Source organism: Escherichia sp. B1147, assembly GCF_001660175.1.
In the GTDB taxonomy this organism is placed as follows: Bacteria; Pseudomonadota; Gammaproteobacteria; order Enterobacterales; family Enterobacteriaceae; genus Escherichia; species Escherichia whittamii.
On sequence record NZ_LFHY01000008.1, the window covers coordinates 96,735 to 109,719 of the forward strand.

General features: G+C 52.3%; 10 protein-coding genes. 1 reads left to right on the forward strand and 9 read right to left on the reverse strand.

The window, feature by feature from the left end; genetic code table 11:
- Positions 1-16: 16 nt before the first annotated feature.
- The 5 genes from glgA to asd all read right to left on the reverse strand — a co-directional run bounded on the left by glgA (position 17) and on the right by asd (position 8,294).
- Complete coding sequence (glgA, locus tag A9180_RS07780; RefSeq protein ID WP_064527653.1) at positions 17-1,450, reverse strand: glycogen synthase GlgA; 1,434 nt, start codon at positions 1,448-1,450, stop codon at positions 17-19.
- Complete coding sequence (gene glgC, locus A9180_RS07785) at positions 1,450-2,745, reverse strand: glucose-1-phosphate adenylyltransferase (RefSeq protein ID WP_064527654.1); 1,296 nt, start codon at positions 2,743-2,745, stop codon at positions 1,450-1,452. Before glgC ends, glgA begins: the two co-directional genes overlap by 1 nt.
- 17 nt (positions 2,746-2,762) lie before the next feature.
- Positions 2,763-4,736 (reverse strand): glycogen debranching protein GlgX, encoded by a 1,974-nt coding sequence (gene glgX, locus A9180_RS07790; RefSeq protein WP_064527656.1) that lies wholly within the window; start codon positions 4,734-4,736, stop codon positions 2,763-2,765.
- Positions 4,736-6,919, reverse strand: coding sequence for a 1,4-alpha-glucan branching enzyme (glgB, locus tag A9180_RS07795; RefSeq protein WP_064527658.1), 2,184 nt, complete (start codon positions 6,917-6,919; stop codon positions 4,736-4,738). The genes glgX and glgB overlap by 1 nt, the downstream gene beginning before the upstream one ends.
- Positions 6,920-7,190: 271 nt before the next feature.
- Positions 7,191-8,294 carry an aspartate-semialdehyde dehydrogenase gene (gene asd / locus A9180_RS07800; RefSeq protein WP_064527660.1) on the reverse strand — a complete coding sequence of 368 codons (1,104 nt, stop codon included), beginning with the start codon at positions 8,292-8,294 and terminating at the stop codon, positions 7,191-7,193.
- Between the two features lie 192 nt (positions 8,295-8,486).
- Between asd and yhgN the strand changes: the two genes are divergently transcribed.
- Entirely contained in the window at positions 8,487-9,080 is a 594-nt protein-coding gene (yhgN, locus tag A9180_RS07805) for an NAAT family transporter YhgN (RefSeq protein ID WP_001002544.1), read from the forward strand.
- 56 nt (positions 9,081-9,136) lie between these two features.
- On the opposite strand, the gene gntU is transcribed toward yhgN, so the two are convergent.
- The 4 genes from gntU to yhhW form a co-directional block, all read right to left on the reverse strand.
- Positions 9,137-10,477, reverse strand: coding sequence for a gluconate transporter (gene gntU / locus A9180_RS07810; RefSeq protein WP_000210111.1), 1,341 nt, complete (start codon positions 10,475-10,477; stop codon positions 9,137-9,139).
- Between the two features lie 3 nt (positions 10,478-10,480).
- Positions 10,481-11,008, reverse strand: a complete 528-nt coding sequence (gntK, locus tag A9180_RS07815) for a gluconokinase (RefSeq protein ID WP_064527663.1) — start codon at positions 11,006-11,008, stop codon at positions 10,481-10,483.
- 138 nt (positions 11,009-11,146) lie between these two features.
- Positions 11,147-12,142 (reverse strand): gluconate operon transcriptional repressor GntR, encoded by a 996-nt coding sequence (gene gntR / locus A9180_RS07820; RefSeq protein ID WP_064527665.1) that lies wholly within the window; start codon positions 12,140-12,142, stop codon positions 11,147-11,149.
- Positions 12,143-12,234: 92 nt separating this feature from the next.
- Positions 12,235-12,930 (reverse strand): quercetin 2,3-dioxygenase, encoded by a 696-nt coding sequence (gene yhhW, locus A9180_RS07825; RefSeq protein WP_064527667.1) that lies wholly within the window; start codon positions 12,928-12,930, stop codon positions 12,235-12,237.
- Positions 12,931-12,985: the final 55 nt, after the last annotated feature.

Below are 12,985 nucleotides of genomic sequence, written 5' to 3' on the forward strand. Positions count from 1 at the left end.
AGGCGTTTCCTGAAAACTATTTCAAGCGATAGTAAAGCTCACGGTACGACTTCGCCGCGACCTGCCAGCTAAAATCCATTGCCATAGCCTGACGTTGCACAAACCGCCAAAGTGAAGGACGGGACCAAAGTACAAAAGCACGTCGAATAGCTCGTAACAGCGACCAGGCATTACTATCTTCAAAGACAAACCCACTGGCGACGCCATCTGCGAGGTTCTCAAGAGAACAGTCAGAAACCGTATCAGCAAGCCCACCGGTACGCCGCACCAAAGGCAGCGTGCCGTACTTCAATCCATAAAGTTGTGTTAAACCGCATGGTTCAAAACGGCTGGGAACCAGAATGACGTCCGCGCCGCCCATAATGCGATGCGAAAATGCTTCGTGATAACCAATCTGTACACCAACCTTGCCGGGATGCTCCGCCGCTGCAGCAAGGAAACCTTCCTGCAATACCGGATCGCCCGCGCCGAGCAGCGCCAGTTGTCCGCCCTGTTCCAGAAGGCCCGGTAAGGCTTCTAACACCAGATCCAGGCCTTTCTGGCTGGTCAGACGGCTCACCACTGCAAAAAGCGGCACTTTATCGTCAACCTTAAGCCCCATTGCGATTTGCAGCTGGCGCTTATTCTCCGCTTTATCCTCCAATGAATCGCGGGTGTAACGCGAGGCTAAAAGTAAGTCCGTCTCTGGACTCCAGATTTTTTCGTCCACGCCGTTCAGTACGCCGGAAAGCCGTCCTTCACGATGACGCTGTTGAAGTAAACCTTCCATACCGTAGGCAAACTGTGGTTCAGTAATCTCGCGAGCGTAGGTCGGACTAACCGCTGTAATATGGTCAGCGTAATACAGTCCGGCTTTCAGGAAAGAGATTTGCCCGTTGAACTCCAGTCCGTGAACATTAAAGAATGACCATGGCAATTGGATGTCATTCATGTGATGTGCATAAAACATGCCTTGATAGGCCAGGTTGTGCACAGTAAACACCGACTTCGCCGGACGCCCATTTGCCGCCAGATACGCAGGCGCAAGACCCGCATGCCAGTCGTGCGCGTGCACAACATCGGGGTGCCAGAATGGGTCAAGCCCGCTTGCCATCTCCGCTCCAACCCACCCGAGCAGTGCAAAACGCAATACGTTGTCGGTGTAAGCAAATAAGTTGGTATCGTGATACGGGCTTCCGGGACGATCGTAGAGATGCGGTGCATCAATCAGGTAAATGCCAACCCCGTTGTAATGCCCAAACAGAAGCGTGAAATGTCCGGCAAAGGTATCACGGCGAGATACCACCTTCGCATCGGTCACGCCACGGCGAATATCGGGAAATGCAGGCAACAGTACGCGAGCGTCAACGCCGTCTGCGATTTGTGCTGCGGGTAATGCCCCAATAACATCAGCCAGACCGCCGGTTTTAAGCAGCGGGAACATCTCTGAACATACATGTAAAACCTGCATTATCGCTCCTGTTTATACCCTAACTTCCGTAGCATTTCGCGCGTAACCAGCACAATGCCTTCTTCTGAACGATAGAAACGACGTGCATCCTCTTCTGCATCCTCACCAATCACCATGCCTTCTGGAATGACACAAGCGCGGTCAATGACGCAGCGACGCAGACGGCACGAGCGACCTACCCATACTTCCGGTAACAATACGGCGGAATCAATGTTGCAGAATGAATTAACACGAACGCGCGAGAACAGAACGGACTGCACCACCACAGAACCAGAGATTACACAACCGCCGGAAACCAGTGAGTTAAGGGTCATCCCATGGCTACCGGAGCGATCCTGAACGAATTTCGCTGGCGGCAATGATTCATTGTAGGTGCGAATCGGCCAGTTGCGATCGTACATATCCAGTTCCGGCACCACAGAGGCCAGATCCAGGTTCGCTTTCCAGTAAGCTTCCAGCGTACCCACATCGCGCCAGTACGGCTCGGCGTCCGGGTCGGACTGTACGCAAGAGAGCGGGAATGGATGCGCATAGGCGAGGCCTGCTTCGGTAATTTTTGGAATCAAATCCTTACCAAAGTCGTGGCTGGAGTTTTCATCACGATCGTCTTCTTCCAGCAGTTCATACAGGTACTCTGCGTCAAAGACGTAGATCCCCATACTCGCTAAAGATTTGCTCGGATCGTTTGGCATTGACGGTGGGTTAGCCGGTTTTTCAACAAATTCGATAATTTTATCGTTCTCATCAACCGCCATAACGCCAAATGCAGAGGCTTCTTCAATCGGTACAGGCATACAAGCAACGGTACAGCGCGCACCTTTCTCGACGTGGTCGATAAGCATTCGCGAGTAGTCTTGCTTGTAGATATGGTCACCGGCCAGGATCACCACATACTCCGCTTTATAGCGGCGGATGATATCGAGGTTTTGAGTGACCGCATCTGCGGTACCGCGATACCAGTTTTCCCCTTTCATTCTCTGCTGCGCGGGCAGCAGATCGACAAACTCGTTCATTTCTTCATTGAAGAACGACCAGCCGCGCTGAATATGCTGCACCAGGGTGTGAGACTGGTACTGGGTGATCACGCCCATACGACGGATTCCAGAGTTGATGCAGTTGGACAGCGCAAAGTCGATAATGCGGAACTTACCGCCGAAGTGTACGGCAGGCTTTGCTCTCTTATTGGTTAAATCCTTCAGGCGAGTACCACGTCCTCCCGCCAGTATCAGGGCAACAGATTTCAATGGCAGCTGGCGCGCCAACATTAAGTGATCGTTCTTCTCTAAACTAATCATGACTAACTCCTTTTTTATCATCTCTGGAACACACACAGTCCGTGTGCAGGTCCCGGCCAGACAGCCGTAATCACTGGGTTATCCTCTCCAGCGAATGGGGGAATGGCGTGCCACTCCCCAGCAGGTAAAACAATCTCTGTTACCTCAAGCGTGGCGTTTATTGCGATCAAAAAACGATCCGAAAGCAAAATTTGCAGCTGCTTTGGCCCGTTTTGCCACTCATCCGAGCTTAAAGGTTGAGCATATCGATTCAGCCAACGGACATTACCATCGCCTTCTTCCCACCAGCGATCCTCTACCAAAGCAGGAATGCGCTTGCGCAGATGGATTAACGCGGCGGTAAACGCCGTTAACCCACTACTTGCCTGTGACCAGTCCAACCACGTTAGTTGGTTATCCTGACAGTAGGCATTGTTATTGCCATGCTGGCTGTGACCATGTTCATCACCTGCCAGCAACATCGGCGTACCCTGGGAAAGCAACAACGTCGTTAACAGGGCGTGAATGCTGTCGCGCCGCCGTTCAACCAGATCAAGAGTACCGCCTAACCCTTCTTTACCATGATTGTTACTGTAATTGTTGTTGGTTCCGTCGCGATTTTCTTCTCCGTTTGCTTCATTGTGTTTATGGTTGAAACAAACACAGTCGCGAAGCGTAAAACCGTCATGCGCGGTAACGAGATTAATCGCAGCACTCGGCAGACGGCCATTACGTTTAAAAACATCGCTGGATGCGGCAAAGCGTCCGGCAAACTCTCCCAGCGGTAAATCATAATGCAGCCAGAAACGGCGGGCGGCATCGCGGAAATGATCGTTCCACTCAGCAAACAGCGGTGGGAAATTGCCCACCTGATAGCCGCCGGGCGCGATATCCCACGGTTCAGCAATTAACTTCACTTGTGAAAGCACCGGGCAATTCTGGATAGCCGTAAACAGCGGCGCATCCTGACGAAACTCCGGTGTTCGCCCCATGACTGCTGCGAGATCGAAACGGAAGCCATCAACGTGGCAGGTTTCCACCCAGTAGCGTAGACAGGCGCTGGCGTACTCCACCACAGCTGGATGACTCAAATTGAGCGTATTGCCGCAACCGGTCCAGTTGTGATAATCGCCGTCTTCTCTTATCCAATAATAGCTACGGTTGTCGATCCCGCGCAGTGAGAATAGCGGGCCGTCGAGATCCAGTTCCGCACTGTGGTTGAGCACGATATCAAGAATGACCTCAATGCCCGCTTTGTGCAGAGCTTTGACTGCATCGCGAAACTCATCCAGCGCCGTTTCGGGCGAGCAGGCATATGCCGGATGCAGCGCAAACAGCGCCACCGGGTTGTAGCCCCAGTAGTTACTTAGCCCCATGCGTTGCAGGCGTGGTTCACTGGCAAACTGCGCCACCGGCAACAGTTCCAGCGCCGTAATGCCCAACTGTTTTAAATAGTTGATCATCACCGGATGACCGAGCGCTTTATAGGTGCCGCGGATATCCACCGGGATTTCCGGATGCAGATAGGTTAAGCCTTTGACATGGGCTTCATAAATGATGGTGCTGCCCCACGACGTACGCGGCGGGGCATCATCCTCCCAGTCATAGTGATCGACCACCACTACGCATTTCGGCGCAATGGCAGCATTGTCGCGATAGTCAGGTTCACTATGCCCTGCGTGCAGCAGCGGGTTATCTTTAAATTCCCCGACAATTTGCCGCGCGCAAGGATCAATCAACAACTTCGCCGGGTTAAAGCGATGTCCCATGGCGGGTTGCCATGGGCCATGAACGCGGTAACCATAATGCAAACCCGGGCGCGCATCCGGCAGATAACCGTGCCAGACATCGCCGCTGCGTTCTGGCAAGTCATACCGGTGTTCGATGCCCTGAGCGTCAAACACACACAGCTCTACCCGCTCGGCATGAGCGGAAAAGAGCGTGAAGTTGACGCCCTGACCATCATAGTGCGCGCCAAGGGGAGCGGGTTTGCCAATGGCGAGTTGTGTCATTATCCCTCCCGGACCAGCCAGATAGTGGCCAGCGGCGGTAGCGTAAGGCTTAATGAATGCTGACGACCGTGGCTGGCGATTTCATCGCTATGTACCGCGCCGCCATTGCCAGCATTGCTGCCGTGGTAGTGCATGGAATCGGTGTTGAGAATCTCACGCCATTTACCTGGCTGATTAATGCCGAAGCGATAATCATGACGCGGCACTGGCGTAAAGTTGCTGGCAACGATAATTTCGTTACCCTCTTTATCGCGACGCACAAAGATCAGCACCGAGCGTTCATGGTCATCCACCACCAGCCATTCAAAGCCATACGCGTCGAAATCCAGCTCGTGCAGTGCTTTGTGGTGACGATAAGTATGGTTCAGATCGCGTACCAGTCGCTGGACACCGTGATGCCAGTTGTCACCGCCTTCCAGCAGATGCCAGTCGAGGCTGGCATCGTGGTTCCACTCACGCCCCTGGGCAAATTCGTTACCCATGAACAACAGTTTCTTGCCCGGGAACGCCCACATCCAGCCATAGTAGGCTCGCAGATTGGCAAATTTCTGCCATGCATCGCCCGGCATTCTGTCGAGAATCGATTTTTTGCCGTGCACCACTTCATCATGCGATAACGGCAGGACGAAGTTTTCAGTGTAGTTGTAGAGCATGCCGAAGGTGAGTTTATCGTGATGATATTGACGATGAACCGGGTCGAGCTTCATGTAGTCGAGGGTGTCGTGCATCCATCCCAGGTTCCACTTGTACCAGAAACCCAGACCGCCCATATCTTGCGGGCGAGAAACGCCAGGAAAGTCGGTAGACTCTTCCGCCATCGTCACCGCGCCCGGGACTTGCTCACCGATAATACGGTTGGTATTGCGAAGGAATTCAATCGCTTCGAGATTCTCGCGTCCACCATACTCGTTCGGGATCCACTCGCCCTCTTTACGGCTGTAATCACGATAAATCATCGAAGCTACAGCATCGACGCGCAACGCATCGATACCAAAACGCTCGATCCAATACAGCGCGTTACCAACAAGGAAATTGCTGACTTCGCGACGGCCATAGTTGTAGATCAGGGTATTCCAGTCCTGATGGTAACCTTCACGCGGATCGCTGTGTTCATACAGATTTGTGCCGTCAAATTCGGCAAGTGCAAAGTCATCAGTCGGGAAGTGGCCCGGTACCCAGTCGAGAATGACGTTCAAACCTGCTGCGTGGGCGGCATCAATGAAATAGCGGAAGTCATCGCGAGTACCAAAACGGCGAGTTGGCGCGTACATCCCCGTCGGTTGATAGCCCCAGCTGCCATCGAATGGATGTTCGTTGATTGGCAGCAGTTCGAGGTGGGTAAAGCCCATCCATTTAGCGTAAGGCACCAGTTGATCGGCCAGTTCGCGATAGCTTAACCAGAAGTTGTTGTCGGTGTGACGACGCCATGACCCCAGGTGAACTTCATAGATAGAAATTGGCGCATCAAACTGATTCGCTTTTTTGCGCTCTTCGGTCTGCACGACCTTTTCAGGCAGTCCGCAAATAAGGGAAGCGGTTTCCGGACGCATCTGTGCTTCGAAGGCATAAGGATCAGACTTCAAACGCAGATTGCCATTGGCATCAATCATTTCGTATTTATAGAGCTGACCGTTATGCGCGCCAGGGATAAACAGTTCCCAGATGCCGCTCTCTTTACGCAGGCGCATCGGGTGACGACGACCATCCCAGTAGTTGAATTGCCCAACAACCGAGACACGGCGGGCATTTGGCGCCCAGACAGAAAAACGCGTGCCGGTAACGCCATCCATAGTATCTGCGTGCGCACCTAAGGTTTCATATGGGCGCAGGTGGGTACCTTCAGATAACAGCCAGGCGTCCATTTCCTGGATTAAAGGGCCAAAACGGTAAGGATCATCAATCAGATTCTGCTGGTCATGCCAGACAACCGCCAACTGATAGCGGAAAAAATTCTTACGCCGAGGAATGACGCCGCTGAAGAAGCCACGAGAGTCGAGACACTCCAGTTTAGCAACTTTGCGTCCAGTTTTTGGTTCAATTACCCACACATCAGTGGCGTCAGGTAAAAGGGCACGGACTTCCAGTCCCGCTGTGGTTTTATGCATTCCAAGTACGGAAAAAGGATCCGCAAAATGACCTGCAATTAGCGCGTTAATCACGTCTCTATCGATACGATCGGACATGCTTGTCTTCCTGTTTTATTGTGTCACCCCATCCAACTAATTTTTGACATCTGGTTGTGACATTTTTTTGACCTGAACGGCGCAGCACTCTGTGCATCCTCTCTACGCCGTCCTCACTTCAGGTAAGGCATTGAATACGTATGTATCCCGCCACCCTTAAAGAATAGCCAATGCTCTATTTAACTCCCGGTAAATCATGAAACATCTGCGCTTACTCCTGTACTACGCACTAAAAGGGGCTGCATTACGCCCCAAATTTAATGAATAAACATTACGCCAGTTGACGAAGCATCCGACGTAGCGGCTCCGCGGCCCCCCACAGCAGCTGGTCGCCCACGGTAAAGGCTGACAGGAACTCAGGTCCCATATTCAGCTTACGCAGACGGCCTACCGGCGTGGTCAGCGTACCGGTGACGGCAGCTGGGGTTAGCTCACGCATGGTGATTTCGCGATCGTTTGGAACCACTTTTGCCCACGGGTTATGGGCCGCCAACAGTTCTTCCACGGTCGGAATAGACACATCTTTTTTCAATTTGATGGTGAATGCCTGGCTGTGGCAGCGCAACGCCCCGACACGCACACACAAACCATCTACCGGAATAACGGAAGATGTGTTGAGAATCTTGTTGGTTTCCGCCTGCCCTTTCCATTCTTCGCGGCTCTGACCGTTATCAAGCTGTTTGTCGATCCACGGAATCAGGCTGCCCGCCAGCGGCACGCCAAAGTTATCCACTGACAACTCGCCGCTGCGGGTTAAGGTCGTGACTTTGCGTTCAATATCGAGAATAGCAGAGGACGGTGTCGCGAGTTCATCCGCCACATGGCCGTACAGCTGGCCCATCTGGGTTAACAACTCACGCATATGTCGCGCACCACCGCCGGAAGCCGCCTGGTAGGTCGCAACGGAAACCCAATCAACAAGATCATTGGCGAATAAACCGCCCAACGACATCAACATCAGGCTTACGGTACAGTTACCGCCAACAAAAGTCCTGATGCCTTTATTTAATCCGTCAGTAATGACGTCCTGATTGACTGGGTCAAGAATGATGATGGCATCATCTTTCATGCGCAGAGACGATGCTGCGTCAATCCAGTAACCTTGCCATCCGCTCTCACGGAGCTTTGGATAGATTTCGTTGGTATAATCGCCGCCCTGACAGGTTACGATGATATCGAGGGCCTTCAGCGCCTCCAGATCAAAGGCATCCTGAAGTGTGCCAGAAGCACCGCCAAAGGAAGGCGCAGCCTGACCAGACTGGGAAGTCGAAAAGAAGACAGGGCGAATGGCGTCGAAATCGCGCTCTTCTACCATGCGTTGCATGAGAACGGAGCCGACCATACCGCGCCAGCCGATAAAACCAACATTTTTCATAAGCGTTTTTTTCCTGCAAAGATGTGTGCTGTATATATGTGCCGGTGTCCTCGTGGCACATCTTTCACCATACAAAAAGCAGCCAAAGTCGCAAGTGAAATTAATCAATGATAGCGAAGCCATCAGTAATGCGACTTATCCTGCTTTCGTAGCACGCAGAAAGTCCAAGGCAATTATCAGGGAACTTGAGTTATGAATGAAATCATTTCTGCAGCAGTTTTATTGATCTTGATTATGGATCCGCTCGGAAACCTACCTATTTTTATGTCCGTACTGAAACATACTGAACCGAAAAGACGTCGGGCAATCATGGTGCGAGAGTTGCTTATTGCTCTCCTGGTGATGCTGGTGTTCCTGTTTGCGGGTGAGAAAATTCTGGCATTTCTTAGCCTGCGGGCAGAAACCGTCTCCATTTCCGGCGGCATCATTCTATTTCTGATCGCCATTAAGATGATTTTCCCCAGCGCCTCAGGAAACAGTAGCGGGCTTCCGGCTGGTGAAGAGCCGTTTATCGTGCCGTTGGCAATCCCATTAGTGGCTGGACCGACTATCCTCGCCACATTAATGCTGCTGTCTCATCAGTACCCGAATCAGATGGGGCATCTGGTGATTGCTCTGCTGCTGGCCTGGGGCGGCACATTTGTCATCCTGCTACAGTCATCGCTATTTTTGCGTCTGCTGGGTGAGAAAGGAGTGAATGCACTGGAACGTCTGATGGGATTGATTCTGGTGATGATGGCAACCCAGATGTTCCTCGACGGAATTCGGATGTGGATGAAGGGGTGACGGGGATAATTTCTCGAAATGAGCCCGGTAGCGTCAGAACTACCGGGCGAACAAACTTAACTCAACAGCTGGAACGCAATCATCCCGACGATAGCACCGACAGTGCCGAGGATGGTTTCCATCATGGTCCAGGTTTTCAGCGTTTCGGCTTCGGTTGCACCGGTAAATTTACCGAACAACCAGAAACCAGCGTCGTTAACGTGACTGACAACAATCGAACCACCGGCGATACAAATAGACAGTGCCGCCATTTGCGCACCGGAGTAATTCAGTTGTTCAATAACCGGCATCACCAGCCCTACCGCCGTTAAGCAGGCAACGGTGGCAGAACCCTGAATGATACGCACCGCTGCTGCCAGCACGAAGCAAGTGATGGCAATCGGCAGACCCATCCCGGTTAATGCTTCGCCCAGTGCCGGACCTACGCCAGAGTCAACCAGCACCTGTTTGAATACGCCGCCCGCACCAATCACCAGCAGAATGATCCCCGCCGGTTGCAACGCGTGACCGCAAATCTCCATCACTTTGTCTTTTGGCATGCCCTGACGCATGGCCAGGCCATAAATCGCTACCAGACAAGCAACCAGAATCGCGGTAAACGGATGGCCGATAAACTCAAACCATTCGTAAGCAGTTGATCCTTCTGGTACAAAACGCGCAGCAATGGTTTTAAGACCTACCAGCACCAGTGGCAGCAGGATCAGCGAAAGGCTGAATCCGAAGGATGGCATTTTGCCTTCGCCAAGATGCGGTTCACTGATGTCGTCAGGAATGTGCAGCTCAACGTAACGGCTGATGAAGTTGCCCCACAGCGGACCAGCAATAATCATCCCCGGAATTGCCGCACACAGACCAATCAGGATCATCCAGCCAAAGTCGGCATTCATCTGCGATGCCAGCAGCATCGGCGCTGGCCCTGGCACCAGAAATGCCGCCGCTGCCGCCACGCCTGCGAACAACGGGATCACCAGTTTCACCAGGTTCGTGCCGGTGTGGCGTGCCATCGAGAAGGCAACGCTAATCAGCAGAACAATTGCCACTTCAAAGAACAGCGGCAGCGCACAAACCAGACCCGCAAGGCCAATGGCATAATGCGCGCGGCTGTGACCGAAGGATTTGAGCATTTTGACAGCAATCTGATCGACTGCGCCGGTTTCATGTAAGATCTTGCCAAACATGGCTCCCAGGGCGACAACCACCGCCAGGAAGCCGAGGGTGCCTCCCATCCCTTTTTCCATTGTCGCTGCGATTTTATCGAGCGGCATACCGGAAAAAAGGCCAGCCCCCATAGACACCACCATCAAAGCCAGGAAAGCGTGCATACGCGCTTTCATGACTAAAAACAGCAGCAGTAAAACAGACCCTACTGCTGTTAAAACAAGCGTTAATGTAGTCACTACTTATTTGCCTTTTTTAATAACCTCAATGGTGCTTGCCACAACACCTTCCAGCGGTTGATCGATATCCACCACCAGTACATCGGTTTCGTCCGCACCAGGCTCCTGCAGCGTTTCAAACTGCGTCACCAGCATTTGGGTTTTAAAGAAATGGCCTTTGCGCGCTTTCAGGCGGCTTTCAATCACATCAAAATCACCTTTCAGGTAGATGAAAGAGAGATTCGGATTGCCCTCGCGTAGCAGGTCGCGATAGTGCTTTTTCAGTGCGGAACAGACGATCAGCGACACTTTATTGGTGCGCTGCATAGCAAACGCGGCGTCGTTCAGCGCCTGTAACCACGGTTTGCGATCGTCATCATTCAGCGGTTGGCCGGAAGCCATTTTTTCGATATTGCAGCGCGGATGGAGGAAATCGCCATCAAGAAACGCGGCATGAAGTTGATGCGCCACTTCACTTGCAACCGCAGATTTGCCGCTGCCCGATACGCCCATCAAGACGTAAATGTGGTGATCATGATTAGTCGTGCTCAAAGTGGTGCCCCCACAGTACAAGAATTAAAAATGTTACGGGTAACTGTTATCGGTAACATTCTCCAGCCGGACAAAAACAGAAGCAATATCCATCCGTGCCTTAAGTGTATAAGTGTGAGCTACTTCAAATTTGTGAGCTTAAATAGATCCGCCCGGTGACAAGGTGAAACCTAAATCTAACATTTTTGGTGTTATGGTTTCGCCACGAATACGCGCCAGCAGGCGTTCAGCGCCAATGCTGCCCATCCGCTCACGCGGCGTCAGCACGCTCGCCAGCCGAGGCTCCATCACCTGACCAATATCGTGGCCGTGGAAACCAGCAATTGCCATATCGTCAGGGATTTTCAGCCCCAGACGCTGGCATTCAAACGCTGCGCCGACAGCCAGGTCATCGTTGGTACAGAACACGCCATCCAGTTGCGGATATTCCCGCCGCGCCTGACGAATCAGCTCAATACCAGAAGAGTAAGAAGAAGATTGCTCGACCATCACGCTATACGGCACCAGGCCCGCATCCAGCATCGCCCGTTCGTATCCCTTCTGTTTGATGATAGTACGTTCGTCGAGACGTGCGCCGAGATAGGCAATGTGACGATGCCCGCGAGCAATAATGGCGGTGGTCATCTGGCGTGCCGCTTCAAAGTTATCAAAACCGACGGCGATATCGAGGCACGGCGACTTGCTGTCCATCAACTCCACCACAGGAATTCCCGCTACCTCAATCATCTTTAAGGTGCGTGGCGTATGGGTGCGTTCGGTAAGGATCAGGCCGTCGATATTCCAGGAGAGCATTGATTCGAGGCGTTCTTGCTCCATTTCCGGTTTATAACCGTAGTGGGCCAGCATAGTTTGATAACCGTGCGCGTCGGTGACGCTTTCGATGCCGCGTAAAACCTCAGCGAAAACCTGGTTAGTAAGCGAAGGTAACAGGACGCCAATCGCCCGGCTGGTGGCGTTAGAGAGGATATCGGGCGCGCGATTGGGAATATAGCCCAGTTCATCAAGAGCGGCGGCAATCTTGCCACGTAGAGCGACGGAAACTTGCTCCGGGTTGCGCAAAAAACGGCTGACCGTCATTTTGGTCACGCCTACACGGTCAGCCACATCCTGAAGTACGGGTCTTTTCTTTTTCATCGTCCTGAAAGGTACAAAAGGGATAGATTCCTTTAGTTTACCACGGACGCATCACAACCTTCCTGATTCCTCAGGAAGGTTGTGAGATAAATTTAGACTGGCGGTAAATCGAACAACAGAATTTCACTGTCGCTATCAGCATGGATGGAAATCGCCTGCTCATCCCAAATCGCCAGACCATCGCTGGTAGAAGCTTTGACACCGTTAATCGTGACATTGCCTTTCACTACCTGGATCCAGACGCGGCGTTCAGCGGAAATCTGATGTATCGACTGCTCATCTTTTACCAGCGCCCAGCGGTACAGTTCCATATCCTGATACACTTTCAGCGAACCGTCACGCGCATCCGGCGAGAGCACCAGTTGTTTGCCCTGCACGGCATCGAATCGACGCTGTTCATAACGCGGCGTAATCCCGTTTTCTTCTGGCATGATCCAGATCTGATACAGATGCAGACGCTCAGTGCTGCTTGGGTTGTACTCTGAGTGACGAATACCCGTACCCGCACTCATAATCTGGAACTCGCCCGCCGGAACCTGCTCTTTATTACCCATGCTGTCCTGGTGCTCAACAGTACCTTCCAGCACGTAGGTCAAAATTTCCATATCTTTATGCGGGTGAGTGCCGAAGCCCTGCCCTGCTTCAATCACGTCGTCGTTAATCACGCGCAGCGCGGAGAAGCCCATAAAGTTCGGATCGTAATAGTTGGCAAAAGAGAAAGTATGCCAGGAGTCCAGCCAGCCATGATTAGCATGACCGCGTTCATTTGCTTTGCGTAAGTAGATCATTTGTATTCGCCCCCTGAATGATTTCGATGGGCTTAGTGTGGACCCGATCCGCCTG

Coding starts and splice junctions, on each gene's coding strand:
- yhgN (WP_001002544.1), top strand. CDS start 8,487: ATGAATGAAATCATTTCTGCAGCAGTTTTATTGATCTTGATTATGGAT.
- glgC (WP_064527654.1), bottom strand. CDS start 2,745: ATGATTAGTTTAGAGAAGAACGATCACTTAATGTTGGCGCGCCAGCTG.
- glgA (WP_064527653.1), bottom strand. CDS start 1,450: ATGCAGGTTTTACATGTATGTTCAGAGATGTTCCCGCTGCTTAAAACC.
- glgX (WP_064527656.1), bottom strand. CDS start 4,736: ATGACACAACTCGCCATTGGCAAACCCGCTCCCCTTGGCGCGCACTAT.
- yhhW (WP_064527667.1), bottom strand. CDS start 12,930: ATGATCTACTTACGCAAAGCAAATGAACGCGGTCATGCTAATCATGGC.
- asd (WP_064527660.1), bottom strand. CDS start 8,294: ATGAAAAATGTTGGTTTTATCGGCTGGCGCGGTATGGTCGGCTCCGTT.
- glgB (WP_064527658.1), bottom strand. CDS start 6,919: ATGTCCGATCGTATCGATAGAGACGTGATTAACGCGCTAATTGCAGGT.
- gntR (WP_064527665.1), bottom strand. CDS start 12,142: ATGAAAAAGAAAAGACCCGTACTTCAGGATGTGGCTGACCGTGTAGGC.